The organism is Rhizobium sp. AP16 (assembly GCF_000281735.1).
In the GTDB taxonomy this organism is placed as follows: Bacteria; Pseudomonadota; Alphaproteobacteria; order Rhizobiales; family Rhizobiaceae; genus Rhizobium; species Rhizobium rhizogenes.
In genome coordinates this window covers 195625-216352 of record NZ_AJVM01000008.1, presented here as the reverse complement: position 1 = coordinate 216352, position 20728 = coordinate 195625, and the positions used below count along the sequence as shown (strand labels likewise).

Here is a 20728-nt window from a genome sequence, read left to right as displayed (position 1 = left end):
CATGTGTCCAGAACGGACCAAAATTGCAATGGCGACCCACTAGAGACGAAAATCTGAACCCGGCTAACTATTGGATTCTATTGATAGATCGCTAACTCAAGGCCGGTGAAAAAAATCCAGTTTTCGAAGCTTGGTCGATTAATTGCCGAAATTCAGAAAAAAAAGAAAATCTTTGGCTTCTGAAGTCACCCCTGAGGGTCGTACTAAAGCGACCTAACCAAGAGCAAGTATGCACTCTCTGGTGGTTCCGATCTCGGCTCGCCGTTTCCGTAAAGAGGTATACGGCGGCCGAGTTTCGACGATGCCTAATCGAGGTGGTAGAGCGCAGTGCACCTCAATTCCGGCATCGCGACTTTCCGGGACTATCATGGCTCCGCAGGCAGCAAGCGTTTTGCGGATGCGTAACGCTGATTGTTCTGGTATCCATTTGATACCGCTACCTTCTATCCGAAGGATAGTACACTTGTTTACCCCAGACTTCTCCGCCAGTTCCTTAAGCGTGATGCCCAACATCCGACGAGCGTGTCTCAGTTGACCGATCCAATTTTCGCCGCTTGGGCTATGCCCGGCGGTATCGAGCCGTCCTCTCGGAGACCTCTTTACTAACCTGTCTTTCAATGGGCTGTAGACCGGCTCGCAACTGATTTCGCAATACCTTGGGGAAGTCCATGCCGAAGAAAGCGTCAAAGGCCGCCACCTCCCTGCTTATCGGATGAAGAAACGTGCGACTGTGTTGGAGTGTCCGGTTCCTCCAGACTCCTTTGACCCTTTCACCGATCTCGATGCCCCCTTGAGGCCAGCTCCTAACGCCGCTGGTCGCCTCGTGAAGGCTTGCAGGCGACACGCTAGCGCCTGGAGTTTTGTTAGCCAGCCCGTCGAGAAGCCTAGCGATCAGAACAATAGATTCGAAAACCTGACCCCGCTGAAGAATTCGCAGGTCAGTATGCAGGCTCCGCACTACCTCGCGCCCATGTTCCAACTCCGGGTCGATAAGGGAGCACGCAAACTCGATGTTCTCAAAGCTTTCCAGTTCCACCTGAGACTGCGGAAAATCCCTAAGGTCAACCCTGTCACGCTCGACGTCATTGGGGTCGCCACAAGCATGGCAGAAATAGATGCCGCGTGTTTGGGCGAACGTCAGTTGGTCATTGCATACGGGACACGTCTCCAGCAAATATTCTCGATTGGCGGGATCAAAGCCGAGAGGCGAGACTGCCCAGATTGCTTTCTGATAGCCATACGATGCTAAGAACCTCGGCGACACCCGTCGATGCTTTGATAGTGACGATAGCTTTATTGAGGTCCCAAAGAAACCAATGCTGCCGTGCCGTGTTTTTGGTAGCTAAGTGCAGATACATCATTCGCACCGACAGGGGTTCCGAGAAACGCGCTGATCGCTTCGTCATCAACCTCCAAGTCTACGAAGTTGTAATGACCGAAGGCGTATCTGCGTGTCCCCACAACTTTAGGCCATAGCGTAGAAGAAAATCGTACTCCGTTCCTGGAAATCGCTCGAAAGTACAGATCTGGCAAGCCCTCGCCAGGTTGCGCGATACAGGAATCGCCAGCCGTCTACCCAATAGGCGAAAGCGCCTCGTTGCGGATTCGGCAGTCAGTTCTACCGGATGGCCGGATAGATCTGCTGCCATCAATTTTCTGTGCTCAATAGATTTCGTATCATGATCCTCAGGCAAATTTCTCACCTAATAAATAGTTGATCAGAGTCTGCTACCACATCCATGTGCTTGCCGAAGGCGCACCCAAATGCAGATATTCTCCTTTTCGCAATACGAAATTGCCGCGCAAGGTCTCTGGCACACCGAGTTCACGCATCCAGCAACGCCGGGTCAACAATCCACCGCACCCCAGCGCCTTTTGACAGGGTTTCCGGTGTCATCTCTACGTTGTGCGCTCTGAGACCAGCTTCGACCTTCCGAAGCGTGACCTCGTTAATCGCACCGTATCTGTTCTTCTCCAAGCGAGCGATGAAACTGGGATCAACATCTGCGGCCTCGGCCAGCTGTCGTTGCGAAAGGTTGGCCAAACCACGGGCGGCTCGCATTATTCGGCTCCCGAAGAAGTCCAGGGTATCGTCATCAAGTACGTTGCCTGGCTTGTTCCAACGAACTCCCGCCCCATACCCGTCAGTTGCTTCAGTAAATTCGACGCCAGCGTCTTGATAACGGCTTCTTAACACCAGGGCCTCGCGCGGCAGAAGCTTGTAATTTCCGGCCTCCAAGAGATGTATCGTCTTGGCCTTTATGTCGAACTCTTTGGCGGCCTCAACTTGGCTCAAACCAAGCAGGCACCGCGCAGCTCGCAATAGAGGAAAGACCTGATTCATAGCCCGAGAAAACGGCGACAGCCGAAAATGTCAACATTATTCCTTCCGCATCTAAAATTGGAATTTTGCGTCATTTTCCTTTGATTTTGAGTCGCGACTCAGTCTTCTATGCCGACGGCTACTTTCCGGCCTACGAATCAGAAGGAACCACTCAATGAACGACAGATGGCTCGGAACCCCACCCTCCGTGATCATTCCCAGGCTTCAAACACTGCTGGCCGATCTCGAACAGCTTGCCGCGCCCGGAGGTCACGCAGCACCGAATGACGTCGTCACAATCCGGAACTGCATGCTTGCGAGCCGGTCGGTCCCGTGTCTGATCGGAGAGTTTTCGGGACACCCATCGATCAAGGACGGCCCGGCGATTACGTCCGAACTCTTCTATCTCGACCGAAAGCGAAAGCTCGCGAGGACGCTCAGCCGCTGGTACCGTTTCGACCAAGGCCTTTTGGACATCTGACCCCTGCGCGGAGAACATCGATGGACAAGTCTTTGGCCAACCAACTTGATAATTACATCTATAAACTTCAGGAGGTATCACGGCAGCTGAAAGGCTCCCGATCTGCGAGCTTCTTGAGAACAGAGCACAGCGGCGCGGCAATCGCACGTGGTTCTGCGCGGGAGTTCCTTGCCTATTGTGCCCTGATAAGCCTTCTTCGGCGAAATATAGGTCCGATCTCGGAGCCCTCTTGCGTGGCATTAATTGCTGTACCCAGCCATTGGCGACTGGCGGACGTGAACGAAGCGGTCAAGATTATCTTTAAAGATGAGAATGTTCGCTATTTGATGCATCCAACTACCCAAAGACGGGGCAGTTGGGAAGTCGACGCAACCGACTACCTAAAGTCTGGTAAACTGATCGTATTTTTCATTGAAGGCTCGCCTATTCATGAGGATTTCGAGCTTGCAGCGACGATGCTCGACCGACTTAAGTTATGTGACATTCGGCATCTCCAGGCGCTCGGACGACTGCGAGGCTGCGGTAGTATTACTGACGACCAAGCTGCGATCATCGCGACGCAACCCTCGGAGAGAATGGAAGCGATCTTTCGGATAGGTCAGCCTGTCAGAAGGATCGCCGTCCGGCTTGCAGAGGAAAATTACCAGCGTTCGGGCTCCAACGATACCAAGCAACTCGATGTCTCCAAGGGCTTTGGAGAAGCCAGCGTTTGGGCGCGGGAGCTAAAGACCGACATCCATGAATGGCGCGATGGCAAACTACCTTGGTCCGAGGTCGACAAAGGATGCTTGCTATACGGCCCGCCAGGCACAGGAAAGACGCGCTTCGCGGCAGCCCTTGCAGCAGAATGCGGGATGCATTTGGAAGCGACGTCGATTGCAAAATGGCAAAGCAGCAAGGATGGGCATCTCGGCGATCTGCTCAAGCAAATGTACAAATGCTTTGCGGCTGCCAAGGAAAATGCGCCGAGTTTGCTATTTATCGATGAATTCGACTCGATTGGCGACCGGGCGAAATTTCCATCAAGGCATGCAGATTATTCCACCCAAGTCGTCAATGGGCTCTTGGAATGCCTCGATGGCGTTGAGGGACGTGAAGGCGTGATCGTCGTCGGCGCATGCAATCACCCAGAAAAGATCGATCCCGCACTGATCAGGAGCGGCCGTCTGGAAAAACACGTTTATTTCCCGATGCCGGACGCGAATGCTCGTGCTGAAATCCTTGCATTTCACTTGCCATCGCTAGTGGAAGACCCTGCCCTCAAGAAAATCGCGGCTAGACTTCCTGGAAAAAGCGGAGCGGATTTAGAGCGCCTGGCAAGAGAGGCCCGCCGGGTCGCCCGAAGGGAGCACCGGCCTGTAACAATAGACGACATCCGGAGTAAAATCGCGCCGCTGCCCGCACTGAACTTTGACCACCTACTGCGGATTGCCACCCACGAGGCCGGACATGCGCTCGTGGCGCACATGCTGAAGGTCGGTCGCGTCGAGAGGGTCGAAATTTTTGATAATATCGAGACCTTTTCAACTGAGCTTGACGCTCACGGCATTACCGTCATCGAGCTTCCTGAGCGACCGTTCTGGACGCGATGGGAGATGATGAAAATGATCACCTTTCATCTTGCTGGCGCTGCGGCAGAGGAGGTGTTTTTCAAGGATACCTCGACAATGTCTTCAGGAAGCAAAGACAGTGACTTCGCAAAGGCGACGTCGCTCGCTGTAAAAATGGTGACCGAGCACGGCTTTGGGAGTTCGCGCTACTATCTTCCTGGATCGGTCGATACCAACAGTCCTCTTGACCTTTGGCAGGACCAGCGTCTGGAAGCTGAGGTCAACGAACTGCTTCAACAACAGTACGACCGAGCTTTTGACATGCTCAGCGGCCTGGAAACGAGCCTGGTTCAGGTTGCCGTAAAGCTAGCCGAAATGAAAACCCTTCAAGGAAACGATCTGAAAATGCTCTGGCCGGGAGCAGACATTTCGGATGGGAACGAGGCAAGGAAATGTTGAGCACTATTTCTCGCTGCGTTTCCTTTGTCGAAACCCAAAGAGAGCCTTCTCAGGTCGTTGTCGTGATCCATGGTGCCGAACCTGAATTCCAGGCACATGGCGGACACGATGTGAAATCCGGCTGACGTAACCGGGGCCCCGAAAACTCAAAACTAAAGAGACAGCGGCGGAAATCCCGGCGCGTCACCACTCCCCCTTTGTCTTCATGAAAGGAACGGCCGAATGCGAGCATGGATCGTCAGCGACATCCACACCTCCCCTATGGACACTCTTTTGGGTACGTCCCTTCATATCCCGGACGCAGATATCTGCATCTGTGCCGGTGATATCTCGAACGATATCTCGACGAGCATCGCTTACCTGCAGCGGAATATCGAGCCGCATATGCCTGTCGTCTTAACGCTTGGAAATCATGATTTTTACGGTTCAAGTATCGATTTCGCGCTGGAAAGAGCCCGCCACCTTGTCCGGGGCAGCCGCATCCATCTCCTTGAAAATGAAAGCATTGAGATCGCGGGATGCCGGTTTGTCGGCGCTACCCTTTGGACGGATTTCTCTGTCCCGATTGGCGGCGACGAGCACATTCCGCCAGAGGAGCGGCGGGCGAAAGCCTTTGAACTCGTGCCATGGCAGATGGCAGATTTCCACGCGATATTCCGATCCGACGAACGCCAATCGGGTGAAATCGGGCTGGTAACTGTGCACGAGATTCTCAATCGCCACATCGCAAGCCGATCATATATCGATCAGCAATTGTCGAAGCCGTTCGACGGTCGGACGGTCGTCGTCACGCATCATGCACCGCTGATTGAAAGCTTCGATCCCCGGTTCTACGGCCACGCCACCAACGCTGCGTTTGCCAGTGATCTATCTGACCTGATTGCGCGGCGACGGCCGTCGGTCTGGATTCATGGTCATATCCATTCGGCCCGCGACTATATGGCGGACAAGACCAGGGTAATCTGCAATCCACGAGGATATAGTCGCGAGCGGGATACGTCAGGATTTCGCTCCGACTTAGCCATCGATTTATAGAAATTGTTTCGACGCGGCTGCTTCGCTTGCGCGACGACTCAAGCTTGATCAATAATCGGTCGACATAGCTCAGAGCAAACACTTCTACGTCTATCCGATAGTCCTCGGATGACTGAGGCAACTCCAACCTAATGATATTGGATGACTAGCTTAAGCGCCTTGCGATGAAGAGGCCTAAGGGCAGGCATGCGGACCAACCACCCTAAAAACGAGGATCGCGCTCCAGCCGCACAATGCCGTGCCGCTCATGCAAATCTGCTATTTCGCCGGAGGCAAGACCGGGAACGCAGGGCCGCTCTGTTCGGATGGCAACGATAACGCCTGCCGCCATCGCCCATTTGTCTCTCTCCGGGACTTTCAGCATACAAAAATCAACAGGCAGATTATTTGTCGCGGATCGCAAATTTAAGCTGAAAAATAACATATCGTTCACTTGAACGCCGGTTTGTTGATACTTATGTGCAACCAATCTGATCACGATGGGCAACCGGGGGGAGCAGAGTTTTGCTTGAAGCTGTCAAGCCCGAAAGCTGCCAGCAGTAGTGCGATGATGTCCATCCGGACCTCCGTGTGAAGCTGTATGCTGAAGGCCAGCGAAGACAATATCTTCGTCCAGCTATCATAGTATATATTCTCGATAATTGTGCCCAAGGGTAGGATAGACCCGTTATAAACAGTTGGGGGCAAGGGCATAACCGATGCACACGGTGCTCTTGCCGCCTCTCGCATCATCACAGGAGATGTTGGTGAAGCCTTGGACCGCTGTGATCAGGTTTTATCCACATTTTGATCCTGTAGTAACACCTGAAGCCGCTGGGCAGTTCGTAATGCAAGCGGCAAATGTGGCAACACACACATTTTACCCATTTCTCAAATATGATGAAGGCTGGACGCGTTTTGCCCGAAAGGGCTTCCACGGCGAGAGGAAAGATCGACCGATCAGATTTGCGGCACGGCTCGATAGCTGCATATTTTCATACTATAGATATCTGCTCTCTCAGCCTTACGAAGATCAACTGAATGCAGAGCGTCTCACGGATTCGGTCATAGCGTACCGGCGAATTCCCAAATCGACCGGAATCGGTGGAAAGAGCAATATAGAATTTGCTCTTGCTGCTACCGAGTGTGTACAGAATCTCAAAAATTGCTGTTCGGTCGCTCTAGATATTAGTAGCTTCTTCGAAAATCTCGATCACAGTCACCTGAGAGCGACTTGGGCAGGCTTAATTGGCCAATCGAGACTTCCCCCCGACCACTTCAAAGTCTTCCAATCCATAACTCAGTACGCTTTCATCAATGTTCAGGATGCGTACGAGCGATTAGGCTTTTACGGTATTAAGAAGGACCGGCACGGAAAGGAGCGCCCGGGCTATCTTTGTGCCCGCGATGAAATTCCAATCAAGCTTTGTGACGGTAAGACTTTCCGTGAGAAGATTGCATGGCCAACGCCGGATATTATACATGTCAACAAAACCGGCATAGGCGTTCCCCAAGGGGCACCGCTCTCAGACCTTCTAGCGAACGCCTATCTCCTGGAATTCGACAAATATGTCCGGGACATTTGTGAAAAAATAGGCGGCACCTATTTCAGGTATTCGGACGATATTCTTATTATTGCTCCTATTTCCAGCGATGAGGCTATTGCGCTAGAGGCCGACGTGCGCTCAGCGATCACCGACCTTGGTCACGGATTGATAATAAAGGAGAAAAAGTCCGCAATTCATCAGTTCGTGCAGGATGGTACCCGGCAAATCGTGACGGTGATTAAGGCGACAGGAAACGATGATAAGCCGACGTTTAATAAGCCATTCGAGTACCTTGGATTTCGCTACGACGGTCGTCAACTTTACATCCGCGACAAAACGATGAGCAACTTGCACCGCAAGATTGCCTCAGTAAGTCAGGCAGCTGCGATACGCTTTGTGAAACGCTACAGCGGCAAAACGGCAACCGACATTCTGGGCCGCGTCAACGTTGAGGAGCTGATCCAGGCTTTTGGCCCAGTCGAAGATTTCAAAAGTAAATCAGATGACTATCGTTCCTGGACATTCACCACCTACGCGAAACGGGCGTCAAAAGCGATGGGACCTCTGGGAAAGCCAATTCTGCGTCAGGTGTCTGGGCTACGGCATTCAATAATGGAACGCCTTGAAAGAGAGTTGGTGAAATTGGCGGGTTGAGAAAACATCCTTCGCATCAGCACAAAACCTGAAGCCAAACTAGTCGGCCAGCCGCCAACGAGGGAGCGTCGTATCTCTGTGAAGAAGGATCGTACACCGAGCGCCCCTGGCGCAAACAAAACCTTCGGTCATGTGTTTCCCTCCTTGATGTTCGAGAAGCTGCGATACGACATTTTCAGGCTAACTGACGCCAAGGATATGCTACGCGCATCAAATCTACCGATGATTTCCGTCAAGGTACGGGCGGCACGCCGCTTACGGATGATGCCAGGGCCGAAGCATCTCTTCGATTTATATTTTAAGCGCAATATCAAGAGTCTTCCTCGCAACCTCGATAAAAGGCAGCGTGTCTCGCGCTTTGACATCAATTACTGCGGAAGAAGCGAAGGTTACAGTGCCAAGTCTATCTTGCATACGAAGCCGGACCTTGTCAGGCACGAGATCACTCCGTCCGCTATATTCTATGAGTGCGGCGGTCAGGTCGGACGTACCTTCAATCTGCAGATGTGCGACGGCCCCCTCTCCGATTCGGATGTTTCTCGTATGGATGCTGTCCACTTTGGTTTTGATATCAATGGCCGCTTGAAACGCCTTGGCCCAGGCCTGAGGGTTAAGTGAGATAGGCGTAATGGTCAGATCGAAATTTGAAGCCTCTAACAACTGCGTTATCAAACGGTTCTGTTGGCGGCCGCTATCCCAGAACTCTATGCGATTCATCCCATCATTGACGGCAAACCGCATGCGCCGATATTCAAATCTTTCGAAGGTTTCCCGCTGACCGGCGGGGTCGATGACTTCTTCTGCATAATGAACACGCTGGATGTACTCGCCGGAAATGCTGTTGGCCCGAATTTTGTCGATCTGAAAGCCATCTCCAATGTCGCGATTATACTTCCGTTCACCAAGCCGCTCAGCGAGGGTCCGCATATGCATTTTTGTCTTCAAGTCGAACCAGCGAACCTTGGTCATTTCGCGTCATCCAGTTCGGCACGTAATGCTGCCACAACAGAATGGGCGGTGCTTTCAACCAAGCTGAATAGATGCCGTTTCCGCCCGTCGCTCGGAGCGCTAAAATTCTGCGGATAGGTGTGTCTCGATGATCTCTCTGCTATCCGCATGAGATAGCGAAAACCGGTGCCCGCACGACCATTTTCGAACGACACGTCGAACTGCACCCGATCCTGCGGCTCGTCCAATTGCGTTGCTCGCCAAGTCATAGATGTGACAAAGAAGCCGCTTTCGGTCAGTTGCCGATACTGGGGAGAAACGAGCAGGTTTTCGCCAGTCAGGGCAACATTCTGGACGAGATGAAGCATCTTTGATTCAGCCTCGTCGGTAGCATCGTCGTCGTCGTCTTCCGGCGCGGGATTTTTCGCGGCGACCTTGAGCTTCGTGACAGTATCCGTGCGATAGCCAGGCATCTTCGTCGTAAGATGTAGGAAAAACCGCGTGCGGTACTCCGGTGGCAGATCGTCGACAGTTACCTGCGTTTGCGGCAAGGTCGTCTTCTTGTCGCGTTCCACAAGATCAATAATCTTGGCGACAATATCCTTTGCCTTATCGGTAGACGGCAAACGAACACGGACCTGTCCATCGCTCATGCTGAACTCGATATCAGCCACCTTTGTCTGTCGCTGAAGAAGGTTGGTGCGGGAGTAATCAAACTCGTCGTATTGAATGCTAGTGCTAACCTTTGTTGCGCCCGATACGGGTTGCGCGACTATTTCGGTCCCCGCCGCCTTTGCGTATTCGTTGACGGCCCGTCGTATGCTTGCCGCGTCAATCTCCGCGCCAATTGTCAGGAATGTCGTTTTTTCCCCTCTTGTGCCGGACTCCCCCTGCTTGATGAGGCCTTCAACATCATTGAGGTCGTGGGTTAAGCCCGAAAGGTAGCTTGCCAACTCCTCTCTTGAAGCCTTGTGCGAGCAGAAAATACCCCTGTCACGGGCGAGTTCAAGCATCACACGTTCAGTGATCCTCTGCTTCGGAGAGATAAGTAGATCGAAAAGGTCTTTGTCGGTTGCATACAGCTGAGTTCTCTTATCTCGCATAATCCATACCTATCTGTATTTCAGAAAATGAACTTTTATTTTCAGGAACGAAATCCAGTTTAATTTTTTTCAGTAATGCTGCGATATCAGAGTCGGCATTCGAACCGCTTATATTGTCAATATAGCTGTTGATCGCCTTCTGAAGAATGATGGAGGCGTCTTTATCGGCTTCTGGAACCTTGATTAGCACTTCCAATTGGGGAATTAATAGTTCGTGTTGTCTGAGGTAATCTAGGAGATAGACCAAACCGTCCTGCGAGGTTGGCCTCTTGTGAAAAATTACCACACCCTTCCTTCCCGTCTTCTTGCTTTCGTGACGAAGCACGATCCACGGGGACGTCAGCATTTCAAGGGTCGCAGATCGAGCCTGCACGATTTGAACGTAAGGAGTTCGAACCAGCTGGGGATAATAAAAATACGTCGCCTCTCTATCCGGAAGCTCCGCCTTGCCGCGCATCATCTTGATTTCAGTGGCGACCCTGTTCAGCCAATTGATAAGCTCTGGTCCCATAATGAAAAGTCGCGACTCTTCATTTAGATTGAGTTCTTCGTTCTTAATATCGGCAAGAAGTCGGTCGAAATCCTTGTCAAACTCATCGTCATGATTATAGACAAAGAGCAGGCCCGCGATTGCTGCAGTAACATCCTTGTCGACGTACAGCTGTTGCCACCGCTCACTCGTCTCGGCACAGGTGACTTGCATCGCCAAGCTTAATGCTGCGGCCTTCATGCTAGATTTAGTGATCGAGGCCTTGGCGTAGCTCTTAAGATCGCACTGAATGTGACGACGAGCTTCTGAATAAGGTTCGTCATAGAAGAAAACCACGTCGGTTGGATGTTGAGACACGCCATGTGCCTCTTCATGTTCGCACGGCCAGTTTTGATTCATTGGCCCGGCCTTGCGCCACATGAACTCCTCGAAAATTTCGTCCGAAAGCTTTTCCGCCATGCGGGCTATATTAGCAGTCTCAGCCATTCATTTATGCCTTGCGAGAATCATTAGTGGTAATGAGCAACAGTGGCAGCGCAATTTCAAGTTGAATAGCCACGGTTTCCGTTAGCAAGCAAGCTGTCCACAAGATGACAATAGATTTTCGGCCTCCACGGCGCTTCGTTCCATCCGACATCCGGTCCCTGATGCAATTCCCCCAGGCGCAGGCCACACTCCAGATGGGAGCCCTTCACCTCTCGGAGGAGGGCTCGATTCCGATTATGGTACTGGTATGGTTTTCGAACCTGACCTACCTCGCCCAAAAAACTATTTCTTTGATCACAAAGCCATTCGTTGCAACGAGGAAACCATGTAACATCCATCCGTTGCAGTGCTGGGGGCGAGCGTGCCATTTTACATTCGAAAATCGGTCAAGGCGGGGCCATTTCGGTTTAATTTTTCCAAAGGTGGCGTCGGCGTCTCCGTCGGCGTGAAAGGGCTTCGCGTCGGTACCGGACCACGAGGTCATTATGTCCATGCCGGACGCGGCGGCCTTTACTATCGTGCGTCACTTGGCTCTGCGGGCAAGCGTCATCATGTAGCGCGACACCCCCCTCCTTCGGTGCAGGTCACTTTCGAAGAATCCACCGTGAACATGATGGAGATCGAGTCCGGCGACGTCATGGAGATGCGCGACGAGAAATTCAGCGATCTGCTCGACGAAATCAATGCGAAGGCCAGTCAATGGCGTTTGTCTGCACTTTTCGGATGGATTTTTGCTCTGCTCGGCATTTTGCTGGTTGTGAGAGCATCACCGGTAGGAATTTGGGTCCTAATCGCCGCCCTACCCGCCTGGGCTATCGGATCATGGCTAGACTCCTACCGTCGGTCGACTGTCCTATTTTACGATATCGATGGCCCTGTTGAGCAAGCCTACAAGGACATTGTCGCAGCGTTCGATGGCCTAAACGGCTGTGCCGGGAAATGGCATATTGAGGCTGGCGGTGCGATCAATGATCTTACGACTTGGAAACGGAATGCGGGTGCTTCCCATCTGGTCAAACGCACAGCGACGAAGCTCGGCTACGCTTTGCCGAAGGTCATCAAAAGTAACATCACGCCACCTTCGATGCAGGTCGGCAAGCAGGTCATATACTTTATGCCCGACGTTGCCCTGATCGCCCATAATTCACGCTTCGGAGCGGTATCGTACTCCGACCTTCGCGTTCGTTGGCAAGAATCGCGATTTATTGAAGATGGCCACGTCCCACGCGACGCAAAAATCGTCGATCACACCTGGCAGCATCCGAACAAGAGCGGTGGACCTGATCGACGCTTTCGAAATAACCGCCAACTGCCCGTTTGTCTCTACGACACCCTCCATTTACAAAGCGACAGCGGTCTGAACGAGGTGCTGGAATTTTCACAAGTTGGCAAGCTGTCCGGCTTTGTTGACGGCTGCCGGGCATTGGCGAGGGCAAAAACCGAAGCCTCGGAGGCTCTGAAAGCAATCCCGGCGATGGCGACACCGTCGTCGCAGCAATCCGCACCAGGTTCCGTTTTACCTACCGTGTCTCAGCCAAAGAATAGCGTTCGCGCTACAGCACTTATTGTCGCCGGTATCTTTGGTCTCCCTGTTGCAATTGCCCTGTTCCAAAACGCTGGGCATTCGACGAAGCCAAGTACAACACAGGCCGTTTTCGGCAACGGCGCAGGGCAAGTTCCACCGCAATCGTCCGCAGCGATGTCGACAACCTCTTCATCCAGCCCCGATCAAACTGTGCAACCCGCCAAAGCGTCGAGTACTCAAGCTTCAAGTACTCAAGCCTCGGCACCGACGGTTGATCAGGCGTCCTCCAGCCGCCTTCAACCAGAGCAGGAGCCAACTCCCGATCCTGCTGCCTTTGAAACGCTTGCGGCTGCCGCGACCGCACCCGACACGTCACCCGCAGTTGCATCAATCGAACCGCCTGCCTTGCCCTATGTCGTCCCGTCGGAGCCGAAATTCGCCTATCTCAAGCTACCCATCCAGCTGCGGGAAGGTCCGGGATCAAAATACGTTCCTGTCGGAGTGGTTGGGCAAAATGCTTTGCTCGCCGTCCTTGAGACAGAAGGCGGATGGGTCCACGTCTCGGGTGGTCCGTCAGCAATTGGATGGGTGCCGAAGGAAGTCCTTAGCCAACGTCCGGTCTCGCTTCAAACGGCCGCACCCGCGCAAAAAAAGACGCAGAACACGTACACGCCACCACCACGTCAAGGCGGTCGATAGCTACTGAAGGGTGCATTGACCCCAGGTCGCATCTGATTTTCGGCACCAACCGCCATTGGCCAGTTGAGTCAGTAGCAGCGATTGCGAGCTGCATGCATCCTGCGAGAAAGACAGCGAGCACGCAGCGCTGTCAGTCAACCATCGACGAATAATTCGATCAGGGCCAACCACGGACTTGTCGCTGGTCGTGACCTTACCGTTCTCTGCCAAAATCTTATGCGTCGTCGGATCCCAGGTCATCACGGCATTTACCGCGCCTGCGGACGATTTCTTACGAGATGGGCTGTAGGTGTACCAGTCGATAACCGCGAAGACAGCACAGGTATCAAAACACGATGCCTGCGCCGTACCGGGCCGAATTGCATATATACGAACCGGCCAGCGGGTCGCGAACTGCTGTTTCTCTTTCAGAACATCCGCCTTCAAGCGCAGAGAGCCATAATAGACAACGGAATCAGCGTAATTGTTTGTGAGGAACGACATTCCCTCATTGGTCGACCAAGTCCGCTGCATTTCCTGAAAGAACTGGAGTGCAGCCACATTTGATGATGCCGAAGGGGCTTCGTCGGAAACGGCGGTCTCCTCCATTGTCGGTGCCACATAGGGCGTAGGCTGCCCAGTTACGATACCGAAGCCAGCCATGTCGATCAGCGACAGCACCCACCGATCACCATCGGCAAGACCAGTAACGAATGTGAAAAATGTTGGGTCGAGGCCCATCTCTGTGAAATAGGTTTTCAATTTGTCCGCGTTTGCCTGCTGACCAGTAGGTCCAGGCGACAGAAGATTGCGGTTCACGATCACTGAACCGTCTTCAGCAAAACGCCGAACGCCACCGACGAACGCGAACAAGCATGCTGCATTGCATTTTGACCCTGAGACCTGAAGCGTCGAGAGTTTCAGGCGACGAATTGCCCGGCCGTATCCCATTGCGGCGTCGACGTCGCCGCCGGGTGAACTGAAAGCGATAAACTTCGGAGGGCTGCTCTTGACCTCGGCTTCGAGCTTGTCAGGGAGATCACTCGTTTCAAACGTTCCCTGGATCAGCAAGATATCGTTATTTGCGGCTCTTAAGTGGGCAAATGTGATGGCAGCGTGGCCAAGGCTTGGCACCAAGGTGATCGATGTGACGATAACGGAAAAGAACACAAACCACCGCATCGCGTCCGTCCTGATCCATCCGATCAATTTGTTGCAATCCCAAAAGCTGTCAGGACCTGCGGCGTGATTGTTCCCGTCATCTTCAGGCCATAGGCCGCTTGCATTTTATTTAGCCCGCCCCTTGTAGCCGCGTCGACCTGTCCTGTGATTGGGCCACCGAAATAGCCAAATGCGATCAGCGCGGTTTGCACCTGGATGACGATCCGACGGAACTTGCCGGAATTGCCAGGTAAAGTCTTCAAAGGCGCGGGATCATCGCTCGCTGAGGACGACTGAGGGGCCGTCTGTACTGGATAGGTGCCAGTTGAAGTCGTCGCTGGTATATTGGGTATAGAGGTTGGACTTCTGACCACTGGCCCTGGATTGGGCGTGTAGCGCGGCGTTGGGTCCGGCGGCGTATAGGTAGTGCCGCCACTGCCATAGTCGCCACGTGGTAAACTATAACCACCGCCGGAAGCGGAAGCATGGCTTGCGTGACTGGCATGACTTGCGTGGCTCGAATGCGAACTGTGACCCGCCAAAGTGTAGACCTGTTTGACCCGCAGCCGCTCGAAGAGAGTGTTCACGGGTTTCTTTTCGGTGAGGCCGGTAATGGGCGCTGCATCGCTTTTCGACGGCATGAACCCGGCCGCGATCAAGGACGACACTAGGTAAACCTTACGCTTCTTCATTGCGGAGAGAGTCCCCTAAACCCCTGATCAGTATCATACCACTCAAAAAATCCACCACAAGTAGATCGCAGCGAGCATCCGGCGCACTGATCCAGGAATTTGTTCTTCCAGTCTGAAATCGTACTCGGTGCCAGGTACCGGTACTGTGAAGGGACTGTGCAAAGCGGGAAATTATAAAGCAACGTTTGTACGCCACGCCCCATCGCGAGATTGATCGCCCGACGAATCTGATCGAAATCCAACGATGTATCCTTGAAAGAATGCGCCCAGTTCATCCGGCCGTAGCCAATATTTTCAAGCTGCATGATCGCCCAAACATCGATAAATGGCAGCCGCGTTGACACATAGTTCGCAAGCTCAGGCAATGCATCCCAGTTCTGCTGAAGGACAACTGTGCGAAGCTCAACGGCCGCTCCTGCCTTCATCAACGTCGCAAAACTCTGCTGCAACCTTTTGAAGGCACCTGACTTTCCAACGATACTGTCGTGAAGATCAGCCTGAGGTGCATAGAGCGGAATACCCCATAAAATGCGATCTCGCCCAACCTCGTCCAATACGGAAACATCATCCGGCTCGAAAAACTGACCATTCGTCAGAACGTGGAAAGAAATATCCGGCCGAGCTTTGGCGGCAACCATCAGGAACTGAAACAGCCTCTTTTTGTGCAGTAGCGGCTCGCCGCCCGATATCGTGATCCGCGTGTCTTGAGGAGCCAGTGTTGCAGCAACGATGAATTGGTCGAAGAGGTCGGCGTGGTGTTTCTTGGGAGGCTGCGAGCACATGACACAGAGTTGATCACACTGCTCCGTGACCAGGAAAGTGTTGTGCCGGGACCGTGATCGCACCAATCGATGAGCGGACTTTCGTCCTGGAATTAGGAGGAGAACGTCGCCGTCCAAATCGGTGCCGGGATCACATTGGACGCGAAGCGAATAGCCTGCGAGATCGAAGGTCTGACCCTCCTCATCACTTTCGATCAGGATTGCATCATGTTCGCTCTCGACAGCCTCCGTGCGTAAACGAACGATACACGGGTGGTCGATTGGGACGTCATCGATCCTGAGGCGCAAATCAATCATACGAGCACCGGGGCCAATGACGGCTCAAACTTCGGAAACCCAGCCCATATCGCGAGGCTCTTATGAACCTTTTCGTCATCCGAATAGAGAAGCTTAAAAATCCTCTCAAAGATCGCGGTGTGACGTCGGCAGAACGCGGTATCATGCTTCGGCATGTCGATGCGCCCGTATCGGGACAGGTCGTCAATCACATCGATGCCACAGGCCGCCTGGTATGGACAGTGGATGCAATCCGGATGGAAGGTGTTCGTCGCCTCCTCGTTCAGCACATCCAACTTTGATTGATCAATGCCGTCCCAGATGGTGCCAACGCTCAGATCAATTTGCCCGACCCGCGTGACCATCCGTGCTTCATCGGTCGGATAGAGGGTCCCGTCGAAATCGATGACCAGATAATCCATGCCAAGTACGTTTGGATTGCGAAGGTCCACATGATTATTGTGGCCGCCGCGCAGAACCCGTCGAAGACAATGCGTGAAATAGAATTCCTCTACTGGGACGGCCGCTGTCCAATTATGCTCGATCAACGCGTCGACGAAACGGCCGTGGTAGTCGTTCCATCGCTCCTCCTGGCCAATCGTCTGGTATCGTTTCCGGGCGAAACCTTGGTGGTTGATGGGGCGCAAGAAGACAGAGCGAAAGCCAAAGCTGCCGAAGGTTTCAATGATTTCCTTCGGTGCGGGCAGATTGTTGATGTCGAGCGTGGGCAACGCGGACACCCTGCTCTGCCCAAGGCGGGCAATGGCGTTTGTAAGGTTCGAAACAAATTGCTCCGTCTTAGCGGACGTGACCGTCCGCTGCCGTTGGTGGACGGAAAGGTCTCCATCCAGTGACGTACTCACAAACGTGTCTGGTGCATCGAGAAACGCCCAGGCTTCGTCGGAAACGGACTGCAAGTTGCTGCACACCGTGAAGGTGACATCCCTGAACTTGCTACGAGCAAACTCTCGAACCTTCTGCAGCAGGTCCAATCGCAACAACGGCTCCCCGCCCTGAAACTCGATCTTCGCATCTGTACAGTCCATGCCGTCGAGGAAGCGAAGAACTTGGGCCAGCATGTCGTCGGTCCAGTCGAAGCCGCTGGTCTTCTCGTTCACGCGGGACACCTGGCAGTAACCGCATGCCAAGTTGCAACGAAGTGTCGGCACGAGGATGACGTAGTTCAGCCCTTGGGGACGATGAAGCCTCTGCGCCCATCGATAGGAGAATCCCTGGTAGGCGGCGTCATCTACTTCTTCGAAGGCGTGTCCATTCTTCAGGAGAAAGTCGGCATCCGACCCTGTCAAATTGTCAGTGGCGTATCGGTCAAGGAAGTGGTGATCCGCGCGAAAATAGCCACCAGCATCGTCCACGAACAAATAATCAGCGGCCAATCGCGTGAACTTGAGAGGGAAGATGGTCATCGCCCAAGGACACCACTGATCAGCGCCCGTCGAAGGGGAAGCGTCTCGCTATAGACTTTTTCCCGGTAGAGACAGTGGTAGAAGTCCGCAATCAACGCGTCGACCAATGACGTGCCGTCATCAAAAAGCGTAATTTGGTCTGACACGGTAACGCTCGTCCCAGCATGCAACGCGTTGAAACGGATTATGGCGGCCGCGAGGTAACACCGATGTACTTCATCGATCTCGATTACCGTGCATCGACATTGTTGGCTCGGAGTGCTGAGTTCTGTTGATTCCATGGTCATACCGCAATCGATTCCCTCGGCTGTTCGATTGTAGTCATGCCGCCCAATAATCACCAGAGGGTTGTATCGTAGGTCGCTGGAACGGTCCACCCGACGCTCCCACCATCCGATAGATAGCACCGTTCTCAACCGGACGCGTAGGCTTTGAGCAAGACGGACGTGCGGCACGTTCGATGTCACTCGGCTGAACCAGGAGTTGGATAGGCTGAAACTTCGACCTGTGGAATTGGGTGCACGTCACGCGAGGACCTGGGCAAAGCTCTGGTCAGCGAGGTGTTCTCATACACAAGACACAATTTCAAACTTGTTCTCACGGGAGCAGACCCCCAACAGTGATGAGCTTTCGAAGGCGTTTGCTTTGCTAAACTTCTACCGATAGCAGAAAGCAATCCTCAGTTGTTTTCCGCTATCTTCTTCTCATGAGCAAGTTTGCGTTATTTGTCATTAGCAGTTCGGCAGCCATATTCCTGGCTTCTGGCGGATACACGCTCGTCCCGCGCGAGCTTTATAATTCAGCATGCAATATTAAAGGAAACATCTCGTACAACAGTGGCGAGAAAATCTACCACATGCCAGGACAAGAATATTACGTCGAAACCTTGATCACCTATAGCAAAGGCGAGCGTTGGTTCTGCTCGGAGAGCGAGGCAAGAGCCGCCGGATGGCGAAAGGCTGGGAAATAACTATTCTAAGCCAGGGCAGGCTTTACTCATGGCCATCAGCGCAGACGTAAACCCATCGGCCATAACCTTTTTGACTCCTGTGTCATCGGTAAGCTCTGGATGTATCAATTCGACGTCCAGACGCCTGCCGCGCCCGATTGAATTGTAGAGTGCTGACGACTGCTCAGCGGTCAGCTTTGCTCGGATGGCTACACCATCACCCGCCGACAAGACCGGCTCACCATTCAGGCCCATTTTCTTCGCTTCACCGTCTTTGGTTTTATACCCCAAAACGATTTTGGTACCGTGGTAGTCCGCAATATCAATCGCCGAAGCATTCATCTCGGTTAAGACCTCAACGCTCACAATACTGCCTTCGCAAGTAAGATAAACGGATGCAACCGACTGGTCTGGATTTTCAGCCACACCGGTCACGAGAAGCTTGCCTCCACTGTCAGTCCTGGCAAACCAGGTGGCTGAAGCTTCAGACGAAAACAAACAACTCGAAATTAGAGCTGCTAGAATTGCGCTCTTCATAAAAAAACTCCCCGGACATCACTTTCGTTCTGCAATCGATAATTGAGTAAAATAAAAGCAAAACAAACGGAGATAGTTAAAAACTGGCTTACTCCCTTGTTCCAAGTCCGCCGACGACGAGCAGTTTTAGGAAGACGAGGCATGACCGAAGACACGAACAGCCACGGTCATAAGCCGCAAATATGTAGTGTCTCATAAGCGTGATTGAATTGTCATTTGTCCGCAGCCTTCCCTTCGAAGGGTCGTGAGTCCTTCAGCCTGCTGTCCCAATTTCTGAGAAACTCCCTAGCAATCTCTCGGCTCACCGTGAAGGTGACATTCTCGGCATTCCGTTTTTGCGCCGAGGCCGTGTAATTATACGAGCCGCCCATGACAAGATGCTCATCAATGACAATGACTTTGTTGTGGGCGATAGTCGGTTCAAAATCGATCCAGACCGGTATTCCAGCAGCCTCCAGGAGTGTGGCACCGGAATATTTTCGTTCGTTGACCTTATCGAGAATGGCCAGCACCTCCACCCCACGCTCCGCCGCCTTTTGAAGAGCATGGATAATCGGCAATGACGTGAAAGCGTAAGCCTGCACTCGAATTGACGTTTTCGCCTTGTCTATTGTGTCGACTATGCGGCTCTCGCATCGCTCCGCTGGGGTGAAGCAGACGCTGACTTGAGCGGTCGTAGGCTGGCCCGAAAACGCGGGATTTATACTTAGCAATAAGACTGACAGGACTGCGGAAGATATGATGCGCCGAAGGTTCAAGCTCAAGGTCCCATCCTGCGGAAATCGCTTGCATAAACACCGTAGCTCGTACCGCGCCCCTCCACGATAATCGGCATGCCTGGCCTCAGGCTCTCTCTGAATTCTTCGGAAACCCCGCAAAGGCTGCTGAAAAAGAAAGGGAGATCCTGGAGATCCACCGGTGACCTGCACCCCTTGCGATCCTTTCCATTAGCTTGCGCCACCTTATAAGGAAGCTCAACATGATGGCCCGCGAATATAGCTAATATGATTGGAGCGCCAACAATAGACGCGCTTGCGAACGCGTAACCTATGAATGGCGCGATCAGAACTGCGCCGACCTTCTTTAACTCGCCTTCGTTGCTCTCGAACAAAAACTTCAGAGCCGCACCTAGTGCCAGCACTACTGAGATCAAGACAACAGCGAAGCGTAAGGAATTTGTGGCTTTCATCCAGTCTGTCGATGGGACAAAACCATGCGCGAATCCGCCTGCAAGAAAGGCCGTCACGGAAAGAAACGCTAAAATGAAGGCCACGAGTTTAGCGACCCCAATGCTCCAGCGTACAGCTTTTATTTTTAATGCGTCGTTCATAAAGCGATCTTTGCGTTCTTCTGAAGCCACACGGCAAACTGCGTTATCCTGTTGAACACACGCTCGATGCCGTTACGATCCTTATAAGCTGTGTAATCGCGAGGTGGCGGCTTTTTTCTAGTTGATCGCGATGGAATGACCGGACACGTGCCGTGCAGAAGCAACGCCTTGCGAATGGCGTCTGCGTCGTATCCTTTGTCGGCGAGCAAACGTCGTGGCTTATTGGCAAATCCGGCCAACAATTCGGGTACCGCCGTGTAATCAGAGGCTTCAACACCTGTTGGGATAAAGCAAAGCATGACTACCGACCATTCGCATC

18 protein-coding genes are annotated in these 20728 nt (G+C 52.9%); 5 read left to right on the top strand and 13 right to left on the bottom strand.

The window, feature by feature from the left end:
* Positions 1-1825 precede the first annotated feature (1825 nt).
* Positions 1826-2344, bottom strand: coding sequence for a helix-turn-helix domain-containing protein (locus PMI03_RS06710; RefSeq protein ID WP_039973659.1), 519 nt, complete (start codon positions 2342-2344; stop codon positions 1826-1828).
* A gap of 154 nt (positions 2345-2498) precedes the next feature.
* Between PMI03_RS06710 and PMI03_RS06705 the strand changes: the two genes are divergently transcribed.
* The 3 genes from PMI03_RS06705 to PMI03_RS06695 all read left to right on the top strand — a co-directional run bounded on the left by PMI03_RS06705 (position 2499) and on the right by PMI03_RS06695 (position 5848).
* Positions 2499-2804: a hypothetical protein gene (locus tag PMI03_RS06705; protein WP_007691160.1), complete on the top strand. Its 306-nt coding sequence runs from the start codon at positions 2499-2501 to the stop codon at positions 2802-2804.
* Positions 2805-2824: 20 nt separating this feature from the next.
* Complete coding sequence (locus PMI03_RS06700) at positions 2825-4813, top strand: AAA family ATPase (RefSeq protein WP_007691159.1); 1989 nt, start codon at positions 2825-2827, stop codon at positions 4811-4813.
* Positions 4814-5035: 222 nt separating this feature from the next.
* Positions 5036-5848: a metallophosphoesterase gene (locus tag PMI03_RS06695; protein WP_007691157.1), complete on the top strand. Its 813-nt coding sequence runs from the start codon at positions 5036-5038 to the stop codon at positions 5846-5848.
* Positions 5849-6050: 202 nt separating this feature from the next.
* On the opposite strand, the gene PMI03_RS31545 is transcribed toward PMI03_RS06695, so the two are convergent.
* Positions 6051-6326, bottom strand: coding sequence for a hypothetical protein (locus PMI03_RS31545; RefSeq protein WP_141685870.1), 276 nt, complete (start codon positions 6324-6326; stop codon positions 6051-6053).
* 262 nt (positions 6327-6588) lie between these two features.
* Here PMI03_RS31545 and PMI03_RS06685 point away from each other — a divergent pair, with 262 nt between their 5' ends.
* Positions 6589-8028, top strand: coding sequence for a reverse transcriptase domain-containing protein (locus PMI03_RS06685; protein ID WP_141685872.1), 1440 nt, complete (start codon positions 6589-6591; stop codon positions 8026-8028).
* Between the two features lie 291 nt (positions 8029-8319).
* Here the strand turns inward: PMI03_RS06685 and PMI03_RS06680 are convergent, their stop codons facing one another.
* The 3 genes from PMI03_RS06680 to PMI03_RS06670 all read right to left on the bottom strand — a co-directional run bounded on the left by PMI03_RS06680 (position 8320) and on the right by PMI03_RS06670 (position 11055).
* Positions 8320-8997: a hypothetical protein gene (locus PMI03_RS06680; RefSeq protein ID WP_007691152.1), complete on the bottom strand. Its 678-nt coding sequence runs from the start codon at positions 8995-8997 to the stop codon at positions 8320-8322.
* Positions 8994-9989: a hypothetical protein gene (locus tag PMI03_RS06675; protein WP_234906977.1), complete on the bottom strand. Its 996-nt coding sequence runs from the start codon at positions 9987-9989 to the stop codon at positions 8994-8996. Before PMI03_RS06675 ends, PMI03_RS06680 begins: the two co-directional genes overlap by 4 nt.
* Positions 9990-10068: 79 nt before the next feature.
* Positions 10069-11055 carry a hypothetical protein gene (locus PMI03_RS06670; RefSeq protein WP_007691149.1) on the bottom strand — a complete coding sequence of 329 codons (987 nt, stop codon included), beginning with the start codon at positions 11053-11055 and terminating at the stop codon, positions 10069-10071.
* A gap of 361 nt (positions 11056-11416) precedes the next feature.
* Here PMI03_RS06670 and PMI03_RS06665 point away from each other — a divergent pair, with 361 nt between their 5' ends.
* Entirely contained in the window at positions 11417-13279 is a 1863-nt protein-coding gene (locus tag PMI03_RS06665; RefSeq protein WP_007691148.1) for an SH3 domain-containing protein, read from the top strand.
* Here PMI03_RS06665 and PMI03_RS06660 read toward each other — a convergent pair whose 3' ends face one another.
* The 8 genes from PMI03_RS06660 to PMI03_RS06615 all read right to left on the bottom strand — a co-directional run bounded on the left by PMI03_RS06660 (position 13280) and on the right by PMI03_RS06615 (position 20708).
* The gene (locus PMI03_RS06660; protein ID WP_007691147.1) at positions 13280-14440 is read right to left on the bottom strand and encodes a hypothetical protein; all 1161 of its coding nucleotides are present in this window, start codon (positions 14438-14440) and stop codon (positions 13280-13282) included.
* Positions 14441-14463: 23 nt separating this feature from the next.
* Positions 14464-15111 (bottom strand): His-Xaa-Ser repeat protein HxsA, encoded by a 648-nt coding sequence (gene hxsA / locus PMI03_RS06655; protein WP_007691146.1) that lies wholly within the window; start codon positions 15109-15111, stop codon positions 14464-14466.
* Positions 15108-16190 (bottom strand): His-Xaa-Ser system radical SAM maturase HxsC, encoded by a 1083-nt coding sequence (hxsC, locus tag PMI03_RS06650; RefSeq protein WP_007691145.1) that lies wholly within the window; start codon positions 16188-16190, stop codon positions 15108-15110. Before hxsC ends, hxsA begins: the two co-directional genes overlap by 4 nt.
* Complete coding sequence (hxsB, locus tag PMI03_RS06645; RefSeq protein WP_007691140.1) at positions 16187-17593, bottom strand: His-Xaa-Ser system radical SAM maturase HxsB; 1407 nt, start codon at positions 17591-17593, stop codon at positions 16187-16189. The genes hxsC and hxsB overlap by 4 nt, the downstream gene beginning before the upstream one ends.
* 970 nt (positions 17594-18563) lie before the next feature.
* Positions 18564-19079, bottom strand: a complete 516-nt coding sequence (locus PMI03_RS06630) for a hypothetical protein (RefSeq protein ID WP_007691137.1) — start codon at positions 19077-19079, stop codon at positions 18564-18566.
* Positions 19080-19291: 212 nt separating this feature from the next.
* Positions 19292-19843, bottom strand: coding sequence for a phospholipase D family protein (locus PMI03_RS06625; protein WP_052034261.1), 552 nt, complete (start codon positions 19841-19843; stop codon positions 19292-19294).
* On the bottom strand, positions 19840-20439 hold the full coding sequence (locus PMI03_RS31540; protein WP_309574331.1) for a hypothetical protein: 600 nt from the start codon (positions 20437-20439) through the stop codon (positions 19840-19842). The genes PMI03_RS06625 and PMI03_RS31540 overlap by 4 nt, the downstream gene beginning before the upstream one ends.
* The gene (locus PMI03_RS06615) at positions 20406-20708 is read right to left on the bottom strand and encodes a transposase (RefSeq protein ID WP_081500794.1); all 303 of its coding nucleotides are present in this window, start codon (positions 20706-20708) and stop codon (positions 20406-20408) included. Before PMI03_RS06615 ends, PMI03_RS31540 begins: the two co-directional genes overlap by 34 nt.
* Positions 20709-20728 lie beyond the last annotated feature (20 nt).

Bases quoted from the DNA above. Each gene is read 5' to 3' on its own strand.
- PMI03_RS06710 (WP_039973659.1), bottom strand. From the start codon at position 2,344: ATGAATCAGGTCTTTCCTCTATTGCGAGCTGCGCGGTGCCTGCTTGGT.
- PMI03_RS06705 (WP_007691160.1), top strand. From the start codon at position 2,499: ATGAACGACAGATGGCTCGGAACCCCACCCTCCGTGATCATTCCCAGG.
- PMI03_RS06700 (WP_007691159.1), top strand. From the start codon at position 2,825: ATGGACAAGTCTTTGGCCAACCAACTTGATAATTACATCTATAAACTT.
- PMI03_RS06695 (WP_007691157.1), top strand. From the start codon at position 5,036: ATGCGAGCATGGATCGTCAGCGACATCCACACCTCCCCTATGGACACT.
- PMI03_RS06685 (WP_141685872.1), top strand. From the start codon at position 6,589: ATGTTGGTGAAGCCTTGGACCGCTGTGATCAGGTTTTATCCACATTTT.
- PMI03_RS06680 (WP_007691152.1), bottom strand. From the start codon at position 8,997: ATGACCAAGGTTCGCTGGTTCGACTTGAAGACAAAAATGCATATGCGG.
- PMI03_RS06675 (WP_234906977.1), bottom strand. From the start codon at position 9,989: ATGCTTGAACTCGCCCGTGACAGGGGTATTTTCTGCTCGCACAAGGCT.
- PMI03_RS06670 (WP_007691149.1), bottom strand. From the start codon at position 11,055: ATGGCTGAGACTGCTAATATAGCCCGCATGGCGGAAAAGCTTTCGGAC.
- PMI03_RS06660 (WP_007691147.1), bottom strand. From the start codon at position 14,440: ATGCGGTGGTTTGTGTTCTTTTCCGTTATCGTCACATCGATCACCTTG.
- hxsA (WP_007691146.1), bottom strand. From the start codon at position 15,111: ATGAAGAAGCGTAAGGTTTACCTAGTGTCGTCCTTGATCGCGGCCGGG.
- hxsC (WP_007691145.1), bottom strand. From the start codon at position 16,190: ATGATTGATTTGCGCCTCAGGATCGATGACGTCCCAATCGACCACCCG.
- hxsB (WP_007691140.1), bottom strand. From the start codon at position 17,593: ATGACCATCTTCCCTCTCAAGTTCACGCGATTGGCCGCTGATTATTTG.
- PMI03_RS06630 (WP_007691137.1), bottom strand. From the start codon at position 19,079: ATGAAGAGCGCAATTCTAGCAGCTCTAATTTCGAGTTGTTTGTTTTCG.
- PMI03_RS06615 (WP_081500794.1), bottom strand. From the start codon at position 20,708: ATGCTTTGCTTTATCCCAACAGGTGTTGAAGCCTCTGATTACACGGCG.